The following is a 24,996-nucleotide window of genomic DNA, read 5'->3' on the forward strand; positions in this document are numbered from 1 at the left end:
GTGTTGCACCGGCTATCGGTGATTTCGGCGGCCCACGCTGCGAGCCGGCGGCGGGACGGAACGACCGTAGCGTTTGCGATGTTCCGGTGGGTGCCTCGGTTCCGTACCCTGTACCCGGTACTCTCGAGGGAACAACAGTGAGAGGGGGCAGTCGTGACGCACGCGCATCGGTTGCATGTCGACCTCGAGGTGTCCTGCCTGTGCTGCCTCGCGCCGCAGCCCTTTCACTTCACCTCGTTGAGTGACCAAGTGGTCTGCGCGCTGTGCGTGCACCACCTGGGGGCCGAGAAATCAGAACGTCGCGATCTCGAGCATGTTCGACTGTGGGCCGCTCGGTGGGCGGTGTCCGAGACCCGCCACGCCGATTACGTCGCCGAAACGGATGCCCTGCTCGTCGCCCGCGACGTCGATCTGAGCGCACTGCGCGATCAGGTCGCTGAGCTCACCGCGGTTGTGGCGGGCCAGTTCACGGCCGGAATCGACGGGGTGCGCGGTCTGCTGCAGAACGACCTGGTCAAGCGGGCTGAACGCAACACCGAACTGGCCCGGCGCCAGATCGATTGGGCCATGGCCGGCATCTGGCGCATCGAAACGCTGCACCACGACTCAGCGACGCAGAAGTGTTCCTGCGGGCGCACGGCGGGCAGCTGCGCCGAGAGCGCCGCGATCGACCCCCTGCGTCAGGCGCTGCGCGACTGGGAGAAGAAGAACATCGCGCTGCTGCATAACGGCCGGCGCCACGGACTGCCCTCGGACCACCCTGCAGCGCTGGCCCAGCGCATCCGCTGAACCGGCGTGCTGTGCCGTGCAGGTGCGCGGGCTAGTGCCCGATCGGTGCCGGTGCATCGAGCGGTGCACGCCGCACCAGGAACGCCGCAGGAATCGCGAACAGCGAGATGATCGCGCCGCACAGGAACGCATCGTGAATACCGGATGCCGTCGCCGAGACCTCGGAAGCGCCCTGGGTCATGAGAGCGGCCGACTCTGAGGTCATCACAGCGATGAACAGTGCGGTTCCGACGGCGCCGGCCAGCTGCTGGATGGTGCCGACAACTGCGCTGCCGTGGGAATACAGCTTCGGCGGGAGCGATCCAAGACTTGACGTGAATAGCGGCGTGAACAGCAGCGACAGGCCGACACTCATGCCAATGTGGGCGACCATCAGCATCCACGGTTGTGTGCTCTGGCCCATCATGGTCATCGCCCAGAAGGCTGCGCTGACGATGATCGACCCGGGAACGAGCAGAATGGTCGGGCCGCGGCGGTCGTAGATGCGGCCGACGAACGGCGCGAGCAGGCCCATGGTCAGCCCTCCCGGAAGTAGCAACAGCCCGGTGGAGAGTGCGGACATGCCGAGCACGTTCTGCATGTACAGCGGCAGCAGAATGATGGTGCCGAACAGGGCGATCATGCTGATGCTGAGCATCGAGATCGAGACGGTGAACGTGCGTGCGGTGAACACGCGCAGATCGAGGAGGGCCCGATCGGTGCGCTGCAATTGCAGCTGGCGCAACACGAACACGATCAGGGCGAACACGCCGATGCCAAGCGGCAGCCATCCGCCAGCGGGAGCAGCGCCGAGGTTGCTGAGTCCGTAGACGAAGCCGCCAAAGCCGAAGGCCGAGAGGATGACGGAGAGCACGTCGAGGGGAACCGTGCGCGGCGTCGTCACGTTCTGCATGCGCGAGGCACCGAGAATAAGCGCGCCGACAGCGATCGGCAGCACGATGATGAACATCCAACGCCAGTCCAGCAGGCTCAGGATGATGCCGGAGATGGTGGGGCCGATGGCTGGGGCCACCGAGATGACGATGGAAATATTTCCCATGGTCTTGCCGCGGGAAGCGGGTGCGACGAGCGTCATGACGGTGGTCATGAGCAACGGCATCATGATGGCCGTTCCGGTGGCCTGCACGATGCGACCCACCAGAAGCACCTCGAAGCCGGGCGCGACAGCGGCGATCAGGGTGCCGGTGCTGAACAGTGTCATCGCGGCGATGAAGATCGGCCGCGTGTTGAAGCGCTGAATCAGAAAACCGGTGATCGGGATAACGACGGCCATGGTGAGCATGAACGCTGTGGTCAGCCACTGCGCCGCGGTCGCCGTGATATCGAGGTCGTCCATGAGGTTCGGCAGCGCCACACCCATGATGGTCTCGTTCAAAATTACAACGAAGGCCGAGACCAACAGAAGTCGGATCACCAGCTGGTTGCGCTTGGCGTCCGGGTGCAGGTCGGCCTTGGTGGTGGGCGCGCTTGCTGTTGCGGTCATAGCTGATCCTGACGGTCGTGCAAAAGGAGGTCGTGCAAAAGGAGGTCGTGCAAAAGGAGGTCGTGCGAAAGGGAAGGTGCGAAAATGAGCGGGTCGCCCGCCCCGTGAGCGCCCTCGTGACGGCTCGCTGTGGGCGCCTCCAGGTGAAGCGTTGTGCAGGGTATGAATTATTCCGCCGCACCAGAACAGACAAAGCCGCCACTCGTTCAGGCACTATTTATTGGAATGAACCGCAGGGAAACCGAAGAGGGGGGTGCGGGGAAGTCAGGCGAGGCGGCGGGCCAGGTAGGGAGCGGTGCGGCTGGTGGGATGGGCCGCTACCGTTGCCGGAGTGCCGGCGGAGATGATGCGGCCGCCCTGGTCACCACCGGAGGGGCCGAGGTCGATCACCCAGTCGGCGGCGGCGATCACGTCCATCTCGTGTTCCACTACGACGACGGTGTTGCCAGCGTCGACCAGGCGCCCGAGCTGCTGCATGAGCAGCTCCACGTCGGCCGGATGCAGCCCGGTTGTGGGCTCGTCGAGCAGGTAGAGCGTGTGGCCGCGCCGTGCGCGTTGCAGTTCGGTCGCAAGCTTGATGCGCTGCGCCTCGCCGCCGGAAAGCTCGGTGGCCGGTTGGCCGAGACGCAGATAACCCAGTCCCACCTCGCGCAGGGTCTCGAGGCTGCGCGCGGCGACGGCGACGTCGGCGAGGAAGACCAGCGCGGCATCCACTGTGAGGCCGAGCACCTCGGCGACGTTCTTGCCATGATAGGTGGCCTGGAGGGTTTCGAGGTTGTAGCGCGACCCGCCGCAGGTCGGGCAGGGCGCGTAGCTTCCCGGCAGAAACAGCAACCCGACGGCCACGAAGCCCTCACCGAGGCAGGTTTCACAGCGACCGCCAGCGACATTGAAGGAAAATCGACCGGCGTTGAAACCGCGCTGACGCGCTTCGTCCGTGGCGGCAAAGGTTGCCCGAACGGCATCGAACAGCCCGGTGTAGGTGGCGAGGTTTGACCGCGGGGTGCGCCCGATCGGTTTTTGATCGACCTGCACCAAACGATCGATGGTCTCCAGTCCGGTGACCTGAGCGATGGAAATTCGCTCGCCGGACGCCGCATCAGCAGCCGCTTCTGCCGCGGCTTCTCCGGCGGCATCCGGGTCACCGAGGTCGAGCGCTGGCTCATCGTCGCGAGTTGGATGCAGATGCAGGCCTACCGCCTCGGCGAGCACGTGGCTGACCAGGGTCGATTTGCCTGACCCCGAAACGCCGGTAACGGCAGTGAGCACCCCGAGCGGAATCTGCGTGTCCAACCCTCGCAGATTGTGCCGGGTGATATTGGTCAGGCCCAGCCACCCCACCGGATGCCGCAACTTTGCTCGTGGTGCCAAATCGCGGTGGTCCGCAAACAGGTACCGCCGCGTCACGGAAGTCTCCACCTCGGCCAGTCCAGCGGTCGGCCCGCTATAGAGCACGTCGCCGCCACCCTCACCGGCCCGTGGCCCCACGTCGACGACCCAGTCGGCGCGGCTGACCACGTCCATATTGTGTTCGACCACGAAGACCGAGTTGCCCGACAACTTGAGCTGCTCGAGCACGAGAAGCAGAGGCTCCGCGTCGGCCGGGTGCAGGCCGGCAGAGGGCTCATCGAGCACATAGATGACGCCGAACAGCCCCGAGCGCAGTTGTGTGGCGATGCGCAACCGCTGCATCTCTCCCGGCGAGAGCGTGGGGGTCGAACGGCCGAGGGCCAGATAGCCAAGCCCGAGCTCGAGCAGCACATCGATACGGCGCAGCAGGTCGCTGGCCAGGGTCATAGCCACCTCCGACGACGCATCACCCGCTACGATCGGCCGCAGAATGTCGGCGAGGGCAGTCATCGGTAGGGCATTCAGAACGGCAATCGAGCGGCCGGCCACAGTGACAGCGAGAGCGTCGGGCTTCAGTCCGCTGCCGCCGCAGACCGGGCAGGGGCCGGTGTCGACATAGCGCAACACGCGTTGCCGCACGTTGGGGCTTTTGCTGTCGGCGAGCGTGTGCAGCACGAAGCTCTTCGCACTCCAGAATCGGCCTTGATAGGGCTTGGCGATACGATCGCGCTGTGGGACGACCTCGACTACCGGCTGCTCCTCGGTGAACAGAATCCAGTCCCGGTCGGCGCGGGACAGTTCCTGCCACGGCACATCGATGTCGTAGCCGAGCACGGCGACGATGTCACGCAGATTCTTGCCCTGCCAGGCGCCCGGCCAGGCAGTGATTGCGCCGTCACGAATGCTCAGCGAGGCGTCGAGCACCATCGACTCCTCGCTGACGGTGTGCGCCATACCCAGGCCGTGGCAGCGCGGGCAGGCTCCCATGGCTGTATTGGGCGAAAATGAATCCGATTCGAGGCGACCGTCTGCATCCGCCGGGTATATGCCGGCACGAGAATACATCATGCGCAGGGAATTGGAGAGCGTCGTGACGGTGCCGACGCTCGAGCGCGAACTCGGCGTTCCGCGGCGTTGCTGCAGGGCGACGGCCGGTGGCAGCCCGGTGATCTCGTCGACGTGCGGGGTATGCCCTTGTTGAATCAATCGCCGTGCGTAGGGCGCGACCGACTCGAAGAAACGGCGTTGCGCTTCCGCGAAGATGGTGCCGAAGGCGAGCGAGGACTTGCCCGAGCCGGAGACCCCGGTGAACGCCACGATGGCGTCCCGCGGTACGTCGACGTTCACATTGCGCAGGTTGTTCTCGCGAGCCCCGCGCACGCGTACAAAACTATTGCCGGGCCGGGTTACCGGGGCGGGATCATTCGTCTCTTCCATCAGCATCCATGTAACAGTAGTTCGTTCGGTGGTGCGTCGCCCGATATCGGAGAATCGAATTCAGGTCAGGTTCTCGACCTGCCTGACGTCGGACAGATGCGGCACGTCTCACGCAGTCTCACAAACCGCACTACGACACCGCCGGTAAAGTGACTTCTTCCGGAAGATCGCGCAGCACGACCTTCATGATCTTGCCCGTGGCCGTGCGCGGCAGGGCATCGACAAAGGTCACGTAGTCGGGAACTTTGAACGCCGCGATAAGGTACCGGGTGTGCGTCAGCAGGTCGACATCGGTCACCAGAGAATCAGGCCGCAGCACAACGTAGGCCTTCGGCCGCTCGCCCCACTTGGGATGAGGCATGCCCACGACGGCCACGTCGAGCACGGTCGGGTGGGTGAGCATCGCGTTTTCGACTTCAATGGTCGAGATATTTTCGCCGCCTGAGATGATGATGTCCTTCGCGCGGTCCTTGATCTCGATGTACCCGTCTGGATGCATCACGCCGAGGTCGCCGGTGTGGAACCAGCCGCCGCGGAAGGCATCCGCTGTGGCCTGGCGGTCTTTGAAGTAGCCGAGCATGACGTTGTTACCGCGCAGCACGATCTCACCGATGGTCTGCGCGTCGGCCGGAACGTCGGCCATGGCCGCATCGACGATGCGTGCCGATTCGGCCTGCACCATGCCAACGCCCTGGCGGGAGACCTTGCGGGCGCGTTCGTCGGCTGGCAGGTCGTCCCACTCGCGCTGATATTCGCAAATCGTGTACGGGCCATAGGCCTCGGTCAGGCCGTAGACGTGCACGACCGTGATACCGAGGGCGTCCAGCTGTTCGATCACACTCGGCGATGGCGGGGCACCGGCCGTGGTGATGGTCAGCGGCGTTTCGAGCACGTGCTTCATCGGCGCGTCGGCGATGACGCCGCACACCGTCGGGGCGCCGCACAGATTGGTCACACTGAGGGTGTCGATGGCCGACCAGACCGATTCTGCCCGCACCGTGCGCAGGCAGACGTGGGTGGCCCCGGCCGCCGTGACCGCCCATGGCGTGCACCAGCCGTTGCAGTGGAACATGGGCAGGGTCCACAGGTAGACAGAGTCGCTCGTGAACTTATTGTGGAACACCTCGCTGAAGGAGTTGAGGTAAGCCCCACGGTGCGAGTACATCACGCCCTTGGGCTTTCCGGTCGTGCCCGAGGTGTAGTTGATTGAGATCACCGCGCGTTCGTCGGTGACCTCCCAGGCCAGCGGTTCCTCGGAATCGTTGTCGGCCTCGGCCAGAAAGGACTCGAGCGTTTGCTGGCCGACAGAGAGGCCGCTCTCGGTGAGGCCGAACTCATCGTCAGCGATTTCGATCACGCCCTTCAGTGAAGCGGATGCCGTAAATGCGTCTCCCACGCCGCTCACCAGCTCGGCGTCGATGAACAGCAGGGTCGCCTCGGAGTGTTGCAGCACGTAGAACACCTCCGCACCGGCCAGCCGGGAATTCAATGCGACGAGTACCCCGCCGGCCAGCGGAACGGCGTAGTGCGCGATGAGCATCTCCGGTATATTCGGTGCAAGGAATATAACCCGGTCGCCTGGTGTGATGCGTGAGCGGATGGCGTGGGCCAGCTCCTCAGCTGCCTGCGCGAACTGCCGGTAGGTGTAGCGACGAGCGCCGTAGACGATCGCATCCTTGTGCGGGAATACTTCGGCGCTGCGTTGCAGAAATCGCATCGGGGTCAGCGGCGAGTCGTTGGGTGAGCCGGTCGGCATGTTCGTTGTTGCAGTCACGTGGGACTCCTTTGTCCAAGCTGGTTTCATCAACAGTGTGCCGGGTATAGCGAGAACCCGTCGAATCTAGTGGAAGGCGCTGACCCCGGTCAGGTCGCGACCGATGAGCAGAGACTGGATGCTCTCCGTGCCTTCGTAAGTGTGGATGGATTCGATATCGGCGAGGTGTCGAATGACGTGGTTTTCGAGCAGGATTCCGTTGCCGCCGAGCATGTCGCGGGCGAGAGAGGCGAGAGAACGGGCCGCGCGGGTGTTGTGAAACTTGGCGAGGCTGGCCTGGATGGGCCGCAGGGATCCGGCCGCGTCGAGTTCGGCCAGGCGCATGCAGTGCAACTGCATTGAGGTGAGCTCGGAGAGCATGAGGGTGAGGCGTTCCTGCACGATCTGAAAACCGGCGATCGGCTTGCCGAACTGCACTCGTTGCTGCGCGTAGTTGAGGGCTGCTTCGAAGACTGCGGTGGCGTGTCCAAGTGCCGACCAGGCAACACCGAGCCGGGTGGCGAACAATATGGCGGCCGTGTCTTTGAAAGTGTGGGTGCCGGGCAGTACAGCATCGAGCGGAATCCGTACGTCGGTCAGCGTGATCCGGGCCTGATGTACTGCGCGCAGGGAGCCCTTGCCCAGCATGGTCTCGCCGTGGTATCCCGGCAGGGACTGGTCCACCAGGAATCCGCGCACGTTGTCGTCGTTATCGCGCGCCCAGACTATGGTCAGGTCGCCGACCGAGCCGTTGCCGATCCACTTTTTCTCGCCGTTGATGACCCATTCGTCGCCGTCTCGATGGGCGGTGGTCTCAAGGCCCACCGCATCCGAACCGTGATCCGGCTCGGTCAGGGCGAAGGCGCCGATCTTCTCGGCGCGGGCCAGCGGTACCAGCCAGGTGGCTTTCTGCGCATCGCTACCGAACATGGCGATGCTGCGCAGGGCGAGTCCGCCCTGCACGGCCACGACGGTGCCCATTGAACCGTCACCGCGCGAGATCTCCATGTTCACGAGGCCGGCGGCGAGCGGTGACATGGGGGTGAGCCCAGGCCCCTCGACGCCGTCGGTGAGTAGGTCGAGTTCGCCCAGGCGGCGAGCCAGGTGCAGTGGGTACTCCGCTTTGTCCCAGGCCTCGCTCAACTCGTCGAGGGTCTCCACTGCAAAGGTACGGGCCCGGCTCCAGAACGCTCGATCAGCTTGGGGGACATCGGCGAAAACACCGTAGTAATCGGTATCGAGCGGGGCTGAGACATCGTAATCGGGCATCAGTGCCTTTCGCGGTAGCGGGGGTGATACCAGTTTTATCTGACACTGAGTCTCAGGTCAAGTGACACGAAGTGTCAATCAACCGTGGATCGAAGCCTATCCTCGATCACGCGGGCGACGTCTTCCGGCAGGGCCGAGGCCGGAAACACGGCAACCAGCAGCTCGCTGGCCCGCGGTACCGGGTCTGTGGCCGGCGAACTCGCGGAGGGATCGAAGCGATGGCGCACGGCGTGGAGCTCGGCCGCGAGCCCGGCTGTGAGCCCGGTCGTGTCGAGCAGCCGACTCGAGTCGGCGGCGCGAATCATGCGGCGCAGTTCAAAATTGTGCGTGGCGGTGACGGCCGCCGCAAATTGAATCGCAATGACCGGGTCGACAGCCAGCAGTGAGCGTCGCAAGTAAGCCGAAAAGATTTTTTCGTACCGCGACACCATGACGGTTTCGCGGTCACGCAGAACGGATGTCTGGCGCACGACCAGATCGCGCGCCCGCACGATCTCGAGACGCTCCCGAAATCGCTCGAACACAAGCGCGGCCGCGTCGCAGACGGCCAGCCAAGGATCGTCGTGCTCGACCGTGAAGTACCTGTCGATCTGTTCCAAGAGTTCGTCGTGGTCGGCGAAGATCACGTCGTCTTTTGACCGGAACTGGCGAAAGAAGGTACTGCGGGACACTCCGGCGGCAGCGGCGATCTGAGTGGTGCTCGTGGCTTCGTAGCCCTGGGCCTGGAAGAGGCGAACGGCGATGTCGGCCACGTCGACGCGGCTGCGGGCATCCGCTAGCCGAGCGACCGGCGGGCGGATGAGGTTGGGGCGCGCGGATGCTGTAGACGGATCAGGCATTATCAGGCGAAATTAGCACGAAATCAACGGGGGAATCAACGGGCAGCCCGACTGGCGAATGCCCAAGGTTTCTATAAGGTCTACATCGCACTCTTACAGCGTTTACTCACCCTGAAGAGATAGGTGCGTCATGAGCAGGTTCAAAATAAAAGGAATCGTTGGCAGCACAAGGGGCATTACCGGAATGCGTGGTAGTCCATCTTCGCCGGGTGTTGAAAGACCCACCCATGCCCCCCGAGCGCTTATCGTACGATTACCCGCGTCGTCGCTGCGGGGATGGCCGTCGTGCTCTACGCCGGACTCGGAATCGGGTCCGCGATCAGTGCTAGCGCGGTCGTCGCGCCGGTCGGTCAGGGCTTTACCGTGACTGCCTCGGATCTCGCCTACATTCTCAAACAGATCAAGATCGCCGAAGCCCACGTGGCCAACACCACATCGGCTACCGGCCCGTGCGGCGCCCTCGTTGGTACTGGTGCCAATCAAATCGCCAGCCCGCTGCTCTCGTTCGGACTGCGCACCGTGGACGGTTCCTGCAACAACCTGCAGCCGGGCCAGGATCAGTTCGGTGCCGCCGACCAGGTCTTCCCGCGCCTCGCCAATCCGACCTTCTCTCCAGCGGATGTCACTCCTTCCGGCTTCGGACCGCCAAACCCGACCACCTATACCCAGAAAAAGGGCCTGGTCTTCGACAGTGAACCGCGCACGATCAGCAACCTGATCGTCGACCAGACCTCGACCAACCCAGCCGCCATCGCCGCCGCCGGAAACCCGGTGCGCACCCAGGGCAATGAGGGTGTCGTGGCCTGCACGACCGACCCGAGCCCGGCCGTGCCGTTCGGCGTTCCCGGGGGCTGTATTCCGTCTAATGAAACGTTGTTCATGCCGAACGTGACGACGGATGTCGGCCTGTCTCCGCCGTACAACTCTTTGTTCACCCTCTTCGGCCAGTTCTTCGACCACGGTGTCGACCAGACGGTCAAGGGCGGCGGCACGGTCTTCGTGCCCCTCAAGGCGGATGACCCGCTGCGCGTCTCCGGCCCCGACGGCATCGCCGGCAACGGCGACGAAGTACCCGCAAGTCAGGCTTTCATGGTGCTGACTCGGGGGCAGAACCAGCCCGGCCCCGACGGCGTCACCAGTGACGACCCGGCCACCGCGGCCGATGAGAGCGCCGATGATGTGCAGGACGCCCTCAACACCGATTCGCCCTGGGTCGACCAAAGCCAGACCTATACTTCGCACCCTTCGCACCAAGTGTTCCTGCGCGAGTACGTGACCGAGGGCGGTCATCCCGTCGCCACCGGCAAGATGCTCGGGGGACCGGCCGGTCCTTCTGCGGGCGGCATGGCCACCTGGGCCACCACCAAGGAGCAGGCCGCGAACGTGCTCGGTCTGCTTCTGGCCGACAAAGATGTGCTGAACATTCCGATGCTCGCCGCGGATGCCTACGGCAAGTTCATCCCGGGACCCGCGCGCGGCATGCCGCAATACGCCACCGCGACCGGCCTGGTCGAGGGTGACACGGCCAACCCCGTGCCGGTTCCGGCTAACGCACTGTATTTCAAAACCCCATTCCTGACCGACATCGCGCACAACGCGGAGCCGAAGGCTGGACTGACCCCGGACAGCAACACCACGGCCTCCGCGGACTTCGCCAACCAGCCGGCCGGGACCTACGACGATGAGATGCTCAATGCTCACTTCATCGCCGGTGACGGTCGCGTCAACGAGAACATCGGCCTGACCGCTATTCACCAGGTCTTCCACTCGGAGCATGACCGCCTGATCGACACCATAGAGAACACCCTGACCAATGACACCTCCGCCAAGGGCATTGCAGCCCTGGCCGAATGGAAACTGGCCAGCGGAGCGGCCGGGTGGAACGGCGACCGCCTGTTTCAGGCTGCTCGCTTCGTCACCGAGATGGAGTACCAGCACCTCGTGTTCGAGGAGTTCGCGCGCAAGGTGCAGCCCGGTATCAATCCATTCGAACCCTTCGCATTCACGCAGACCGAGATCAATCCGGCAGTCACGGCTGAATTCGCTCACGCGGTGTATCGCTTCGGTCACTCCATGCTGACCGAAACCATCTCGCGTCGCAACGAGGACAAGCCCGGCACTGACAAAGTATTCGGCACGAGTGACGACGTTCTGGGCACCCAGAACGATACCTCGCTGCTCAAAGGGTTCCTCAACCCGCCCGCCTATACCGACGGTGGACCCGATGGTCAACTGACCTCTGAAGAGGCGGCGGGCAGCGTCATCATGGGCATGAGTGACCAGGTCGGCAACGAACTCGACGAGTTCGTCACTGACACCCTGCGCAACAACCTGCTCGGCCTGCCGCTCGACCTGGCATCGGTCAATATGGCCCGTGCACGTTCGGAAGGCGTGCCGCGGTTGAACGTTTTTCGTCGCGATCTGTTCAACAAGACCAACGATGGCGCGCTCAGGCCGTACACAAACTGGATCGACTTCGGTGAAAACCTCAAGCACCCGGAATCGCTGATCAACTTCGTGGCCGCCTATGGTCAGTTCCCCACCATCACCGGCGCGACCACGCTCGAGGGCAAGCGTGATGCTGCCCGACTGATCGTCAGTCCCGACGCCCTGGCCGGAGAGTCTTCTCCAGACGGTGCCATGGACTTCATGAACAGCACGGGAACGTGGGTGAACTCGGGCACGCACTCGATCACCGGTCTCGACGACGTCGACCTCTGGGTCGGCGGCCTCGCTGAGATGACGACCCCGTTCGGTGGCCTGCTCGGCACGACGTTCAACTATGTGTTCGAGAAACAGATGACCGACCTGCAAAACGGAGACCGGTTGTATTACCTCGCCCGCACGCCCGGCATGAACCTCCGCACCCAGCTGGAGGGCAACTCTTTCGCCGAACTCATGATGCGCAACACCACGGCGCACACCCTCAAAGCCGACCCCTTCGCCACGGCCGACTGCAAGTTCGAGCTGAAAAACCTGGCGGGAACCGTCGCAGGGTTCGCGGCGTCGGGCAACACCGTCGCCAACGATCCGCAATCTGAGTGTGATGAGACGGCTCTTCTGATTCGCATGCCCGACGGCACGATCAAGTACCGTGCCCGCAACGCGGTCGACCCTGCCGGAATCAACGGTCAGGCCGTCTACAACGGTACGGGCCAGGTGGATCGGATCTACGGCGGCAATGACAACGACACCTACTGGGGTGGTCTCGGTAACGACCTCATCGAGGGCGGAGGCGGTGCCGATGTAGCGCTCGGCGGTGAAGGCAATGACATCATCACCGACGTTGCCGGAGACGATGTACCCAAGGGCGGTCCTGGCAACGACGCGATCGATGCCGGCCCCGGGCTTGACATCATTATGGGTGGCGAAGGCAAGGACTTCACGAACGGTGGAGCCAATGCCAACACAACCTTCGGCGGCGCCGATGACGACTTCATCTTGCTCGGTGAAAGCCTTGATGCAGCCTTCGGTGACGGTGGCGACGACTGGGAAGAGGGCGGCAATCAGCCGGACCTCATGATCGGAGACAGCAGCAACCTGTTCTTCCTGGACGACTCACAGAAGCCCGGGAACGACTTCATGATCGGTCAGGGCGGCGACGACGACTACGACATGGAGGGCGGTGACGACATTGGCGTCGGTGGCCCCGGCATTGAAAAGGTTGCCGGCGGTTCCGGCTACGACTGGATGATCGGCCAGGGTGACCCCCAGGCTCAGGACTCCGATCTGGCTATACCGATCGCTCCGCTGGACATCCTGCAGGTCGGCGTACGCGACAAGTACAACGAAGTCGAGGCACTCTCGGGCTGGAAGCTGAATGACACCCTCCGCGGTGACGACCTGGTTCCCAGCGCCGTGGGCGGCGGTGGCTTTATCGGCTGTGACGTTGTGGACCAGGCCGGAGTAGACCGCATCGCGGGCCTCGACGCGCTGATTCCAGAATTCACGACCACGCTGGCATCGGTTGTCGCACAGTCGGCACAGGGCGACTGCCCGATCCTGACCGGCCCGAATGTCTGGGGCGCCGGCAACGTGCTCCTCGGCGGCGCGGGCAGCGACCTGATCGAGGGACGAGGAGCCGATGACATCATTGACGGTGACGCGTACCTCAGCCTGCGACTGAGCGTTCGGACCAACCCGAGCGACTCGGCGACGGAGATCGGCAGTGCCAGCATCACCGGCACGAACCAGAGTGCAATGGCCAGCCAGTACCTCTCCGACGGCGCCGGTGGATTCTTTGGTCCGACCCTGCAGCAAGCTGTCTTCGCTGGCTCGGTCGACCCGGGTGACATCGTGGCGGTACCCGAGATCCTCTATGGATCTGGGGGCATCGACACGGCACGGTTCTCTGGACTAACCAGCGACTATGTGGTCACCACCACCGGTGGCGATGGCACGCTCGGCTCGGCAGGATCGACCACGACCGTGCTCGACAATCGCGGCACCGACGGTACCGACACCCTGCGCAACATCGAACGCCTACAGTTCAGTGACACCGTTGCCCCGGGAACCCCCACCACAGTCTCTGCGGTCGCCGGAAACGGTCAGGCGACTGTCGACTGGGTACCCGCCCCGACCGGCATCCCCACCAGCTTCTCGGTGAAGGTGCTCGATTCGGCCGGAGTCCAGGTGGACGCGCTGCGTCCCGCACCGGGAACCGCCATTAACCTTGTTGTCACCGGGTTGACCAACGGTTCCAGCTACACCTTCCAGGTATCGGCGACCAACGCGGAAGGAACAAACGCATTCTCGGCTTCGTCCAACGCGGTGACACCGTCAGCGCCGGTCGTGCAGGTCGTGCCCGGCGCACCAACGATCGGTACCTCGGTCGCTGGCAATGCCCAGGTCACCGTGAACTGGCTGGCACCGGGCGTGGTCCCCAACGCCCCGCCGGTCACCAGCTACGTCGTACGCACCTTCATCGGAGCGGGCGCGACGGCTACCGGTACCACGACGGTGGCTGATGTCACGAGCACGGTGATCGGGTCGCTCACCAACGGAACCGGGTACACCTTCGATGTCGCCGCGATCAACGCGGTCGGGACCGGAGAGCCCTCGGCTCGGTCGGTGGTCGTCACACCGACCGCGCCGGTTGTACAGGTGGTCGCGGGAGCTCCTACGATCGGAACCTCGGTCGCGGGGAATGCGTCGATCACCGTGAACTGGGCTGCCCCGGCACCGGTTGCCACTGCGGCACCGATCACGGGGTACCAGGTTCGCACCTTCATCGGTGCCGGCGCTACGGCCACTGGCACCACAACGGTGGCGAACGTGACCGCCGCGGTGATCGGGTCACTGACCAACGGAACCGGGTACACCTTCGATGTCGCTGCGATCAACGTGGTCGGTACCGGAGCAGCCTCGGCTCGCTCGATTGTCGTCACGCCGCGCACGGAGTTCGTGCTGCCGACCGTGACAACGCGCGCCCCGGCATCGAGTGCTCGTTCGGTCAGCCAGACCGGCAACCTGACGGCAACGTTCAGTGAACCGGTCACGGGCGTCAGCCGCACGACGTTCGTGCTCCGGCTTGGCACCACGGCGGTCTCTGCCTCGGTGTCGTACAACGCCACGACTCAGGTCGCGACGCTGAACCCGGGCGCGACCCTGCTCGCCGACCGCACCTACACGGCCACCCTCTCGGGTATCCGTGACGTGGCGGGCAACACGATGGTGGCTAGCTCGTGGACCTTCATCACAGGCCCGGCTCCGAGGATCCTTAATAGGACTCCCGCACCCGGAGCTGTCGCGGTACGCCGAAACGCCAACGTCATCACAACCTTCAGTGAAGACATCACCGGAGTCAACGCCACCACGGTTCGCATCACGCGGGTCTCCACCGGGGCGGTCGTCACAGCGGCGGCAGCGTTCAATGCCACCACCAACGTGTTGACCATCAATCCCTCGGTGAGCCTCAGCTCCAACGTTCAATACCGGGTAACAATTACCAGCGGCGACACGGGCGTTCGGGACCTGGCGGGCAACCCCCTGGTGACGAGTACGTGGACCTTCACGACCGGCGCAGCGCTCTAACCGACCACCAGCAACAACCCGAAGCCGGCCGGCGATTGGACCTCAGTCGCCGGCCGGCTCTCCCCACGTTCTGCAATACAAAGAACATCAGTGGAAAGCCTTGAGGAGAAGTCATGACATCACGCAGGGACGCTCTCCAGCTGGGCGCACTCGGTGCGCTTGGCCTGGACGGAATGGATGATTTCGGCGACAACGGCAGTCTGATCGGTACCGGAATGCCGGGTGGAGGCGGCGTGGACATGGCCACAGAGCCCGAGCCGGCCGCGATCGCCGTCGCCGGTCGGGGTCACGCTTTGCACGGCCGACGCCGGGCGGTCGACTACCGCGAGCGAACCGTCGCCGCACGATCGAGGGTAGCCATGACGGAGGTACCGTGGCCTGCCCAGGAGCGAACCTCAAGCGAGCCGCCGGCAACATGGACGGTGTCGCGCATGATGCGCAGACCCAGATGGTTGTTGGGAGGATCGGTGCTCAAGTCAAAGCCGCAGCCGTTGTCATGAATGAGCAAGATGGTGCAGTCATCGTCTTGCATCAGAGTGAGCTCGAGAATGCTGGCCTTGGCATGTTTAACTGTGTTGGCGAGCACTTCCCTGGCCACTCGGTAGAACATCGCTGACCGGTTGCGGTCGAGGTTGCAATTGGGAGGCACGGTCAGCTTCACCTGAATTCCCTGCTCGATCAGCGGGGCGGTGAGGCGGGCCAGGGCTTCGGGCAGCCCAAGTTCTTCCAGGTCGGGGGGATACAGTTCGGTCGTCATAGCCCGGAGGGTGCGCACGTTCTTCTGGAGTATGGCCTTCGCCTGGCCAAACAATGGACGATTCTCGGGCGCGGAGTGCATCTCCTCGGCCTCGAGGGCATAAGACAAGCCGGCCAGATCTTGAATGACTTCGTCGTGCAGGTCGCGCGCAAGACGCTGGCGTTCGAGATCAGACGCGTCGATCGCGTGCTGTAACAATTTACGCTTGATTGATTGATGCTTCTGGATGCGGCGAGCCAGTTGCACCGCTGGAACGAGCTGGGCAATTTGAAGGGCACCCAGCGCAAGCAGGAACGCCGGGATGAGCCCGAGCAGAAGGGAATCCTGTTCCTGACGCACACCATCGACGTTGAAGTAGGCCTCAAGAACAAACGTTTCACCAGTGGAGGCGATTGTTGGCACGTAGACCTCGACGAGTTCGCCCGAATCGGCTTCATATCGGTCATCGGGAGATGTCTGCTTCTCCAAAGTGGCCCGTCCCTTACCATCGGCCAGCATTTCGGTGGCCCAGCTGGGCAAGGGGACGGTCTGACCGATCAACAACGGCAGATCGGAATAGACGATGGTGCCGTTGGCATTCCACACTTTGACGCGCACCATAGAACCGTCGGCGATGCGCGGGGCGAGCCGTTCGTCGAGCTGTCGACGCGCACCGGGGTCGCCGTCAATGACGGCATCGGTGATCAGCGGCCCGATCGAGTAGTCGGCCAGCCGGTGGGTGAGCAACACCGCGTTGGACATGGCATTGTGTGCGGACTGCGCGCGCACCCAGAGCGACACCGGCACAGCGACCAGCACCATCGCGATGAGTCCCATGAGTAGAAAACGCTGCACCGCGGCGCGAACGCCGGAGCATTCGGCGGCCTGAGCGTCGTCGTGCCAATTGGGCAGCGACGAGCCCGACCGCCATTTAGACATGCTGGGCCGGTACCAAGCCGAGTCTGGTCGCGATCACAACGGCCTCCAACTGCGAGTGTGCGCCGAGCTTGCCCAGGATTGCCTTGACATAGCCACGGCAGGTGTTTTCCGAGATGCCGAGAACTTTGGCGTTGGCGCGCACGTCGGAACCTTCGCCCATGAGCCGAAGCACGGCGAACTCGCGCTTGGTCAGCTCGGGAAAGGGGATCTCTTCGCTGCGCTGGCGGCGGCGGGCGCTGAGCAGCCCGACAAGGGACGGATGCACGATAAAGCCACCGTTGCGCGCGTGCCGCAGGGTGTCAAGCACCGTTGCGAGGGATCCATCCTTGGGCAGGAACGCGCACACCCCGATCGCGGCGGACTGTTCAAGGGCCTCGAGGGCAGGGTCGCCTGTGAGGATGACGATGCGGGTATTCGGCGCGCGGGCGAGAATGGCGGCGGCCGCGACGAGGCCACTGCCGTCGGGCAGGTGGTAGTCCATGACGACGACGTCGGGGAGCAGCTCTAAACAGGCAGCGATGCCGCTGGCCACGCTGTTGGCCGAACCTACGCTGCACAAATCGGGTTCGCGATTGAGGGACCCGATGAGCAGTTCGGCGAACGTAGTGTGGTCATCGACGATGAGGATGCGGATTTGTCCCGTCGTCGTTTCAACCACAGGGGGGGCACCGGTCGGGGATGCGGTAGCAGTAGTCCCCTGCGCGCTGGGTTCGCTCGGAGACATCTGCGCGGTCATTTGCGGGGACCTCTCTGCCCGTTCGTGAGCTTGCGTGCCGTGGGAGAACGAAGTGCTTTTCCACTTGACGCAGTCAGTATCAGGAGGAGTGCAGTTTTTGTCGAGGGCTTACTCTTTGCCCCCCCATATGGTAGGTCGGCGCGCGCAGGTGCGGCTGGCTCAAGCGTAAGCGACGACGCGTCGCAGAAATGACGTGACAACATCAGTAGCCTCTCGGAGGGAATTCTCGACCGGTTCTGGGCGAGGATGATGAGTGGTGGCACGGCGCAAGGCCGAGCCGCTGGTGGATGACACACGGAGTTGGTCGTGCAACGTGATCAGGGCCGAAAGCACGTCGGCCAGGTCGCCGTCCCCATCAGCTGTCGCATGCAGTAACCGAAGCTGGGCGGCGCGCAGAATCGGGCCGGGAGCGCAGCCCAACTCGTCTTGCATGGCGCGGCGACACCGGTCATAGGCTTGGAGCCCTTCGGCGTGACGCCCGCTGGTCTCTAACCCCAAAATGAGGGCCGTCCATGCCCGCTCGTTCAGTGGGTCGTCGATCAGCGCGAGATTCGCGAAAACGACGGCGTCATCGATGCGGTGCAGGACGGCGGCGGTTTCCGAGGTGAGAATGCGGGTGCTGGTTAGGCGAGCGGCGTGCAGGTTGCGGGCTTCTGACGCCCAGGCCGGCATGAGCTCGTCGCCGAGAAGTGGTGCGTCGGCGAGGTCCAACGCTCGCAACAACAGAGGGTAGGCGAGGGCGGGTTCGGCCCTCTGCGCTCGCTGCAACAGCACGTCGAACTGGTCCAGGTCGACGTCGACCAGGTTCCGGTCTAATACGTAGCCGCCAGTCGTGGTTTTGAGCGGACCGAATTTTCCCGCGCCCGGCTGCAGATGCCGACGCAGAACACTCACGTAGCTTTCTAGGGTGGGCAGTGCTTCGACCGGAGCGTTCGCGCCCCAGAGCATTTCAATCAGGCGATCTTTGGAAACGGGCAGCCCAAGGTGAACGAGCAAAATTTCGAGGATCTGGCGGGGCTTGGGTCCGCCCAGCTGGTGAGCGTGCAGTACGACCGGCCCCCGTCGAACGCTGAGGTTTCCGAACACATGCACGTTCAGGTGGATCATGGTTCTTGCGGTTGGCTGCTTTCGTATGTCGAATCCGGTTGTCATTACGACCTCCACTGTTGGAATACGACCATGGTGCCCGCTTGTCGATTGGCGGGGGTAGCCGCGTGTGGAGTAGACATTTACCCCCAATTTGAGGGAGGTTTTCTCAGAGTGCCGTGTGGTGCCCGGTTTCACGAGGTAAATGTGCCCCGGTGAGCCCGAGTAGCACGCGGACCGAGCAGCACGTGACTTGGACGCGCATGCGCACCCGCATGCGGAGGCGCGTGCGCGTGCGCGTGCTCGTGGTCGCGCGATCAGCCTCCAGCCAGCACCAGTGTTCGTGCGGCGTCAGCACCCGGAGCGGCAGGTACTGCTGCCCTGGATCGGCCCGGGAGTGACGGTTTGGAGGATAAATGATTCATCAATTGTGCGCATTGGTTTCGATCTTCCTACGCCGGCATTACCCGGACAGGTTCAACGGTCGACGGCCCTGGCCGTCCTCTCAGCTCGCTGGTGCGAGCTCCCGTGGTGGTGTGTTCTTCTGACTCGAGCACCGTAGCGCGGATCGCGGCGCCAGGTACGGGTGGGTGCGCCAGTTTCAGAGCGGGCCAGGAGCGATAGCTGGCGCGGTAAACGAGCGCGGGGTGTTGCTCAGCGAGCGAGAGCGGCCAACTCGGCACGGGTCGAAGCGCCCACCTTACGCAGCAGATTGGCCACGTGAAACTTCACGGTGTTCTCGCTGATCGTCAGCGCCTCGGCGATCGCTTTGTTGCGTGCGCCCGACGCCACAAGCTCGAGCACGCCGCGTTCGCGCGGGCTGAGCCCCCAGGCTGCAGCGGCAGAAACGGATGCCGTGGGCGCGTCCAGCGGAAGTGACACCGCCATCTCGGACCCCCAGCCGGCGGTCGCCTCGACGTTCAGGGTACCGCTGAGCGCAACGACACGGGCGGCGAGCTGACGCACACTGGGAACCTCCCCGTTGAGGTCGCCTGGTCCGTCGTCGCGAATGCGAATAAGCAGGTTGCTACCGTCGCAGTCCCATTGCACGCGCACCCGGGCGACCCCGGGCTGTTCGACCAGGGCGAGCACGGCGCCGCGCACGATGGCGCGGGCTTCGTGGGCGACCTCACCGGGAAGGGCACGCCCATTCACCGGTGGTTCGATGAACTGCACGTCGAGGTCGCCGAAACGTACGAGCGGACGTAGATCGTCGCGCAGGCGTTCGAAGGCCTGGGCGACGGGTTCCTCGGTAAGGCTGCGATCGAGGTCACTCACCGCGCGCAGTGCGACCATCGCTGCGGCGGCAAGCTCGGTGGCTGTCTGGCGGGCGGCCGTGTCACTCGTGCTTTTCGAGCGCAGCACGGCCAGCAGGGTTTCCAGCGTGGTTGCGTGGGCATCGGTCAGATCGGCGATGAGTTTGGAGCGTTCGGCCGCCGCGGAGCGCGCCGTCTGCGCGGTCTGCGCCGGCTGCGCCGTCTGCGCGGAGGAACCGGCAGGGTGGGTGCCGGGGTCGGGGGAGGTTGCGAAGATCGTCATAGGTATAGCCTACCCGGGCCATTCCTGATACCCGCTCATAGCCATCCGTTTGGATAGTTAAACCATCCTTTTGGTGGGCAGCACTCCCGCTCAAAGGAGTGGAGTATTGACCCATGACCGAAATGACCACCACCCCCTCGGCAGCAGATGCCCTCGGCCTCATTTTTGATGAGAACAGTCACGTTGTGAGCGCGCTGCGGTCTGCATCCGCTTCCTCGCTGGACGAGGCGGCCACCGCACTCGCTGCGGCTCCCCGCATATTCGTGCTGGGTGCCGGTCGCTCCGGACTGGCGTTGAAGATGACCGCGATGCGGCTGATGCATCTGGGACTCGACGTGCACGTTGTCGGCGAGGTGACCAGCCCGGCGATCGCTTCTGGTGACCTGTTGCTGGTCGCGAGCGGCTCCGGGACGACGGGCGCCATTGTGCGTGCCGCCGAGACGGCGCAGAGCGTGGGCGCGAACATTCTCGCGCTTACCACGGCTCCCGAGTCGCCGCTCGGGCGCCTTGCCGCGGTGACCGTGGTCATTCCGGCCGCGGCCAAGCAGGACCATGCCGGACAGGTGTCGGCCCAGTATTCGGGCGGTCTGTTCGAACAGGCCGTGTTACTTGTCGGCGATGCACTGTTCCACACGCTCTGGCAAGCGAGCGGGGCCACGGCCGAACAGCTCTGGCCGCGTCACGCCAACCTCGAATAGGGCCCGCACCCTTCCACAAACTTTCCACTCTTAGTCACTAACAGAAAGCAAAAACCCATGAAGCTCCAGGTAGCAATGGACGTACTGACCACCGAAGCAGCACTCAAGCTGGCTGCTCAGGTTGCCCCGCACGTCGACATCATCGAGCTCGGCACCCCGCTGATCAAGGCAGAGGGCCTGCGCGCCGTCACCGCGATCAAGGCCGCGCACCCCGACAAGATCGTCTTCGCCGACCTCAAGACGATGGATGCCGGCGAGCTCGAAGCCGACATCGCATTCGCCGCCGGCGCCGACCTCGTGACCGTGCTCGGCACGGCTGGTGACAGCACCATTATCGGAGCCGTCGCCGCCGCAACCAGGCACGGCAAGGGCATCGTCGTCGACCTCATCGGCGTCGCCGACAAGGTCACCCGTGCCCGCGAGGTCACCGCGCTCGGCGCGCAGTTCGTAGAGATGCACGCCGGTCTCGACGAGCAGGCCGAGCCCGGCTTCTCGCTCGCAACACTGCTCAACCAGGGCGAGACAGCCAAGGTTCCCTTCTCCCTCGCGGGTGGCGTGAACCTGTCGACCATCTCTTCGGTGCAGCGCGCCGGAGCAACGGTCGCCGTTGCCGGCGGAGCAATCTACGGCGCCGAGGACCCGGCCGCTGCTGCTGCCGCCTTGCGCGCCGCGATCATCTAGTCCCAGCGTTTGATCTGGTGCCGTCCCGCTTCTGCGGGGCGGCACTGTCGCGTTAAGCGGAGGCCCGCACCCGCCTGCAGACACGGACGGGGCCCGGGCCCAGTCCGTGGGCCCAGTTTATAAACTGGGCCCGTGGATCAGGCCCGGGCCCCGTCCAGAGACGAAACTGCGCACCGGCGCAATGCACTTATGCGCAAAACGGATGCCGGCACACCGCCTGTCGGTGGGCACAGTTAGCCTGGTGGCACTCGGGACAATCGGGGCACTGTTGCCGCGAGAGGACTCCAGCACGACGAGCCGCCACGCATGAGCTGCACGATTTTCGACCGAGCCCGGCCCGCAGCATCCATCGTTGCCGATTCGTTCGTCGGTACTCGGCAGAGCTCCTTCTGGTTCGATAACCTCGCTCTGCGCGCGAATTATCCGCGTCTCTCGGGCAACCTCAGCTGCGACCTCGCGGTCGTCGTCGGCGGCTACCTGGGCCTGTGGAGCGTTGTGCTGGCCAAGCAGCAGAATCCGACGGCGCGGGTTGTGTTACTGGAGGCGCGCACTGTTGGCTGGGCAGCATCCGGCCGCAATGGTGGTTTCTGCGAGGCGAGTCTCACGCACGGCGAAGAGAACGGGTGCCGCCGTTGGCCGCAGGAGATCGAACGGCTGATCGAACTCGGTCAGGAGAACCTCGACGACATTGAGTGGGCGGTGGCCGACCTCGGACTTGACCGCGGAAAACGTAATTCGCTCCTCAAAAGCCTCGACGCGCTGGGCCTCGGCTTCGACTCCTGGCCGCAAGGGCTTCAGCCGAGCAGTAACCGACCCAGTTGGTCGGACGAATACACCACGGCTGTCGCGGCTGCGGCTTCGGCGGGAGAGCCGTAGCCCCACTCCACGAGAATGGCGGGAATGCCGTTGGCCTGGGCGCCGATGGCGTCGTAGCTGCGGTCGCCGACCATGACGGCGCCACTGGTGTCGACGCCGGTCGCAGCGAGACGTGCCAGGGCCTCGGCGACGATGTCGGACTTGTGGCTGCGGGTCTCGTCAGCGGAGGCACCGACCGTTGCTGTGAAGTGCTTCGCGAGATCGAAGTGCGTGAGAATGGCGATCGCACTCAGTTCGGGCTTGCTGGTGGCCAGGGCGAGGGGGATGCCGGCCGCGTGGATGCGCTCGAGCAGGCCCGCGATGCCGGGAAAGACAGCTGTATCCAGTGAGGCGGCACCGTGGTACTCGGCCCGGTAGACCGCGATGGCCTCGTGGGCTTCGTCGGGGGTCATGCCCGCGTATTCTTGGAAGGCGTCGAGCATGGGCGGGCCCACGTAGGCGAGCAGGTCGGCAGCCGAGGGAACGGGGCGGCCGAGCAACGTGAAGGTGCGGGCCAGAGCGCTGGTGATCGCCGGGGCGGAATCGGTGATGGTTCCGTCGAGGTCAAAGAGGATGGCGCTCCAGGTGCGCGTTAGAGTGGGATTCACCTAAAATAGTTTAGGCGATCACCACGCAGTTCCCCCATTTACCCATTTTTTCTCAGCTTTTGCCCGGTTAGTATGTGCCGGCTTGAGCTGCGCGGTGAGTTAGAAGAGCTTCGAGGCCGTGTCGTCGAGTCCGCGCATGGCGTCGTAGTCGAGCAGCAGGCAGCGAATACCGCGATCTTCGGCCAGCCTGCGGGCCTGTGGCTTGATCGTCTGCGCGGCGAAAACCCCGCTGACCGGCGCCAAATGCGGGTCACGGTTCATCAAATCGAGGTAGCGGGTGAGCTGTTCGACGCCGTCGATGTCACCGTTGCGTTTGAGTTCGACCGCGACCGATCGGCCGCTCGCGTCCTGCGCGAGAATATCGACCGGCCCGATCGCCGTCATGTATTCGCGGCGCACACAGGTGAAGCCCTCACCGAGTAGATGGATATGCTCGGCCAGCAACTTCTGCAGGTGCGATTCGGCGCCGTCCTTGATCAGGCCGGGGTCGATGCCGAGCTCGTGCGCCGAGTCGTGCTGAACGTCGTAGACGCTGACCACGAGTTGATCGGCGGTCTTGGCGTGGGTGACCGTCCAGAGAGCGGTGATGCCGGCATCCGCTTGATCACTGTCGGGTTCGGAGATGGTGACCGAACAGGGCGGGCTCATCCAGTTGAGCGGTTTGTAGGAGCCGCCGTCGGAGTGCACGAGCACGCTCCCGTCGGACTTGATCATCAGCAGGCGGGTGGCCAGCGGCAGATGCGCACTGAGACGCCCGGCATAGTCAACGGAGCATTTCGCAATTACAAGGCGCACTGGACGAGTTTACGGCCTCAGGTCGTTCGTGACAGTCAGGATCTCGCCGAGGGAGATCGCGGAGGTCCAGCTGAATCCGCCGGCCGCGCAGCCGGGGCTGCCAGCCCGGCTAGTACCATCAGCGCCAAGATCAGGTACAGGGCATTGAGGATGCCCCAGGCCTCGCCAAGTAGGCCGAGCACGGGAGGCCCAACCAGGAAGGCGAAGTAGCCGATGATGGCAACGGCACTCACCCGGGCCGCGGCGTTCTTGGTGTCGTCGGCGGCCGCGGACATGCCCACCGGAAAACCGAGCGACGCGCCGATGCCCCAGAGAATCGTGCCCGCGATCACGAGCGGAGTGTTCGGCGCGAGGATGAACAGCGCGAGCCCCGCAATGCCGATTCCCGCGCAGGCGCGCAATACCAGAACCCGGCCAAAGCGATCGAGCACGGGCCCGCCGATGACGCGCCCCACGGTCATCGCGGCCACGAACACACCGAAGATGATTGCACCGTCGGTGTTGCTGAGGCCGTGACCATCGACCGAGGCGAGGGCGAGCCAGTCGTTGGCCGAGCCCTCGGCAAAGGTCATGCCGAGCACAATGACACCGATCAGAAGCAGTTTACGGTCGCGCCAAACGGTGAGACTATCTCGCAGGCGGTCGCGCCAGGCTGGCGTGGGGGCATCCGCTTCAGTGCTTTTGACGGGCGCCGGAAGAAAACGCACGGCCACGACGATCGTGCTCAGAACGAGCACCGCCACGATCATCAGGTGCCAGAAGACCGAAACCTGGCCAGCGGATGCGGCGGCGCCACCGAGTGCGCCGACCACAGTGCCGAGGCTGAAGCAGGCGTGCATGAGCGGCATGAGTGTGCGACCGATGGCACGTTCAGCTGCGGCGCCCTCGACGTTCATCATGACGTCGACGGATCCCATGCCGATTCCGAAGACGGCGAGGGCGGCGAACACGAACGGCGCCGAGGGCACGACGCTGACGCCGACGCCCATGAGTACGAGCCCGCAGGCCGACAACGAGACGCTGAGCAGCATGGCCCGGCGGGCGCCGAGGCGATGGAGCAGGCTGGCGGCGATCAGCAGGCCGACGACCGAGCCGGCGGAGAGTCCGAAGATGAGCAGGCCAACCTGAGCGGTGTCGAGCCCGAGGCCGTCGCGTACGGCGGGAACCCGTGACATCCAGCTGGCAAGGCAGAAGCCCGACACAAAGAACGCCGCGAATACGGCATTGCGCCAGCCGATCAGGGCGGGGGGCGCAATGCCGACGGCGGAAAGAGTGACGCTGGAGTCAACGGGGTTAGCCACAACTGGCCTCACGGTTCATGAACGGGGGCGGACGGCCTCGACTCGAGACGAGCGGATAGCTCAAAGATA

The 24,996-nt window shown here is 64.3% G+C and carries 18 protein-coding genes and 1 riboswitch; of the genes, 5 read left to right on the forward strand and 13 right to left on the reverse strand.

All coding sequences use genetic code 11. The features are described from left to right. The first annotated feature begins 153 nt into the window (after window positions 1-153). Window positions 154-789, forward strand: a complete 636-nt coding sequence (locus CXY72_RS16580) for a hypothetical protein (protein WP_104128772.1) — start codon at window positions 154-156, stop codon at window positions 787-789. A gap of 31 nt (window positions 790-820) precedes the next feature. Here the strand turns inward: CXY72_RS16580 and CXY72_RS16585 are convergent, their stop codons facing one another. The 5 genes from CXY72_RS16585 to CXY72_RS16605 form a co-directional block, all read right to left on the reverse strand. Next, window positions 821-2,272 carry an MDR family MFS transporter gene (locus CXY72_RS16585; protein WP_104128773.1) on the reverse strand — a complete coding sequence of 484 codons (1,452 nt, stop codon included), beginning with the start codon at window positions 2,270-2,272 and terminating at the stop codon, window positions 821-823. A gap of 264 nt (window positions 2,273-2,536) precedes the next feature. After that, window positions 2,537-5,065, reverse strand: coding sequence for an excinuclease ABC subunit UvrA (locus CXY72_RS16590; RefSeq protein WP_158252611.1), 2,529 nt, complete (start codon window positions 5,063-5,065; stop codon window positions 2,537-2,539). A gap of 124 nt (window positions 5,066-5,189) precedes the next feature. After that, window positions 5,190-6,833 carry an AMP-binding protein gene (locus CXY72_RS16595; protein WP_370446273.1) on the reverse strand — a complete coding sequence of 548 codons (1,644 nt, stop codon included), beginning with the start codon at window positions 6,831-6,833 and terminating at the stop codon, window positions 5,190-5,192. Window positions 6,834-6,899: 66 nt separating this feature from the next. Then, window positions 6,900-8,081: an acyl-CoA dehydrogenase family protein gene (locus CXY72_RS16600; protein WP_104128776.1), complete on the reverse strand. Its 1,182-nt coding sequence runs from the start codon at window positions 8,079-8,081 to the stop codon at window positions 6,900-6,902. 74 nt (window positions 8,082-8,155) lie between these two features. Then, window positions 8,156-8,920, reverse strand: a complete 765-nt coding sequence (locus CXY72_RS16605) for a TetR/AcrR family transcriptional regulator (RefSeq protein WP_104128777.1) — start codon at window positions 8,918-8,920, stop codon at window positions 8,156-8,158. Window positions 8,921-9,196: 276 nt separating this feature from the next. Between CXY72_RS16605 and CXY72_RS16610 the strand changes: the two genes are divergently transcribed. Then, the gene (locus tag CXY72_RS16610; RefSeq protein ID WP_104128778.1) at window positions 9,197-14,953 is read left to right on the forward strand and encodes a peroxidase family protein; all 5,757 of its coding nucleotides are present in this window, start codon (window positions 9,197-9,199) and stop codon (window positions 14,951-14,953) included. 119 nt (window positions 14,954-15,072) lie between these two features. Here CXY72_RS16610 and CXY72_RS16615 read toward each other — a convergent pair whose 3' ends face one another. From CXY72_RS16615 to CXY72_RS16635, 5 genes are all read right to left on the reverse strand, one after another. Further along, complete coding sequence (locus CXY72_RS16615; protein ID WP_104128779.1) at window positions 15,073-15,252, reverse strand: hypothetical protein; 180 nt, start codon at window positions 15,250-15,252, stop codon at window positions 15,073-15,075. Between the two features lie 20 nt (window positions 15,253-15,272). Further along, window positions 15,273-16,628 (reverse strand): sensor histidine kinase, encoded by a 1,356-nt coding sequence (locus CXY72_RS16620; protein WP_104128780.1) that lies wholly within the window; start codon window positions 16,626-16,628, stop codon window positions 15,273-15,275. Beyond that, a complete protein-coding gene (locus CXY72_RS16625; protein WP_158252612.1) occupies window positions 16,621-17,286 on the reverse strand; it encodes a response regulator transcription factor in 666 nt (221 codons plus the stop codon). The genes CXY72_RS16620 and CXY72_RS16625 overlap by 8 nt, the downstream gene beginning before the upstream one ends. 237 nt (window positions 17,287-17,523) lie before the next feature. After that, window positions 17,524-18,471, reverse strand: coding sequence for a BTAD domain-containing putative transcriptional regulator (locus CXY72_RS16630; protein WP_233197901.1), 948 nt, complete (start codon window positions 18,469-18,471; stop codon window positions 17,524-17,526). A gap of 411 nt (window positions 18,472-18,882) precedes the next feature. Continuing rightward, a riboswitch (TPP riboswitch) is annotated at window positions 18,883-18,990 on the reverse strand. 114 nt (window positions 18,991-19,104) lie between these two features. Further along, window positions 19,105-19,989 carry a LuxR C-terminal-related transcriptional regulator gene (locus CXY72_RS16635; RefSeq protein WP_104128783.1) on the reverse strand — a complete coding sequence of 295 codons (885 nt, stop codon included), beginning with the start codon at window positions 19,987-19,989 and terminating at the stop codon, window positions 19,105-19,107. 113 nt (window positions 19,990-20,102) lie between these two features. Between CXY72_RS16635 and hxlB the strand changes: the two genes are divergently transcribed. The 3 genes from hxlB to CXY72_RS16650 all read left to right on the forward strand — a co-directional run bounded on the left by hxlB (window position 20,103) and on the right by CXY72_RS16650 (window position 22,244). Beyond that, the gene (gene hxlB / locus CXY72_RS16640; RefSeq protein WP_370446274.1) at window positions 20,103-20,687 is read left to right on the forward strand and encodes a 6-phospho-3-hexuloisomerase; all 585 of its coding nucleotides are present in this window, start codon (window positions 20,103-20,105) and stop codon (window positions 20,685-20,687) included. A 57-nt stretch (window positions 20,688-20,744) separates the two neighbouring features. Beyond that, entirely contained in the window at window positions 20,745-21,368 is a 624-nt protein-coding gene (gene hxlA, locus CXY72_RS16645) for a 3-hexulose-6-phosphate synthase (protein WP_104128784.1), read from the forward strand. A gap of 306 nt (window positions 21,369-21,674) precedes the next feature. Then, window positions 21,675-22,244 carry an FAD-dependent oxidoreductase gene (locus CXY72_RS16650; protein WP_104128785.1) on the forward strand — a complete coding sequence of 190 codons (570 nt, stop codon included), beginning with the start codon at window positions 21,675-21,677 and terminating at the stop codon, window positions 22,242-22,244. On the opposite strand, the gene CXY72_RS16655 is transcribed toward CXY72_RS16650, so the two are convergent. The 3 genes from CXY72_RS16655 to CXY72_RS16665 form a co-directional block, all read right to left on the reverse strand. Further along, a complete protein-coding gene (locus CXY72_RS16655) occupies window positions 22,163-22,831 on the reverse strand; it encodes an HAD hydrolase-like protein (protein WP_104128786.1) in 669 nt (222 codons plus the stop codon). The two genes, CXY72_RS16650 and CXY72_RS16655, sit on opposite strands and share 82 nt — an antisense overlap. Before the next feature lie 99 nt (window positions 22,832-22,930). Beyond that, entirely contained in the window at window positions 22,931-23,626 is a 696-nt protein-coding gene (gene nucS, locus CXY72_RS16660) for an endonuclease NucS (protein WP_104128787.1), read from the reverse strand. A gap of 35 nt (window positions 23,627-23,661) precedes the next feature. Next, on the reverse strand, window positions 23,662-24,927 hold the full coding sequence (locus CXY72_RS16665) for an MFS transporter (protein WP_233197902.1): 1,266 nt from the start codon (window positions 24,925-24,927) through the stop codon (window positions 23,662-23,664). Between the last annotated feature and the right edge of the window lie 69 nt (window positions 24,928-24,996).

This window comes from Cryobacterium sp. Y57, assembly GCF_002929505.1.
In the GTDB taxonomy this organism is placed as follows: Bacteria; Actinomycetota; Actinomycetes; order Actinomycetales; family Microbacteriaceae; genus Cryobacterium.

What these genes read in the sequence shown, in the direction of transcription:
- CXY72_RS16585 (WP_104128773.1), bottom strand. Translation starts at nt 2,272, where the DNA reads ATGACCGCAACAGCAAGCGCGCCCACCACCAAGGCCGACCTGCACCCG.
- CXY72_RS16590 (WP_158252611.1), bottom strand. Translation starts at nt 5,065, where the DNA reads ATGCTGATGGAAGAGACGAATGATCCCGCCCCGGTAACCCGGCCCGGC.
- CXY72_RS16600 (WP_104128776.1), bottom strand. Translation starts at nt 8,081, where the DNA reads ATGCCCGATTACGATGTCTCAGCCCCGCTCGATACCGATTACTACGGT.
- CXY72_RS16605 (WP_104128777.1), bottom strand. Translation starts at nt 8,920, where the DNA reads ATGCCTGATCCGTCTACAGCATCCGCGCGCCCCAACCTCATCCGCCCG.
- CXY72_RS16610 (WP_104128778.1), top strand. Translation starts at nt 9,197, where the DNA reads ATGGCCGTCGTGCTCTACGCCGGACTCGGAATCGGGTCCGCGATCAGT.
- CXY72_RS16620 (WP_104128780.1), bottom strand. Translation starts at nt 16,628, where the DNA reads ATGTCTAAATGGCGGTCGGGCTCGTCGCTGCCCAATTGGCACGACGAC.
- CXY72_RS16630 (WP_233197901.1), bottom strand. Translation starts at nt 18,471, where the DNA reads ATGATCCACCTGAACGTGCATGTGTTCGGAAACCTCAGCGTTCGACGG.
- CXY72_RS16635 (WP_104128783.1), bottom strand. Translation starts at nt 19,989, where the DNA reads ATGACGATCTTCGCAACCTCCCCCGACCCCGGCACCCACCCTGCCGGT.
- hxlB (WP_370446274.1), top strand. Translation starts at nt 20,103, where the DNA reads ATGACCGAAATGACCACCACCCCCTCGGCAGCAGATGCCCTCGGCCTC.
- hxlA (WP_104128784.1), top strand. Translation starts at nt 20,745, where the DNA reads ATGAAGCTCCAGGTAGCAATGGACGTACTGACCACCGAAGCAGCACTC.
- CXY72_RS16650 (WP_104128785.1), top strand. Translation starts at nt 21,675, where the DNA reads ATGAGCTGCACGATTTTCGACCGAGCCCGGCCCGCAGCATCCATCGTT.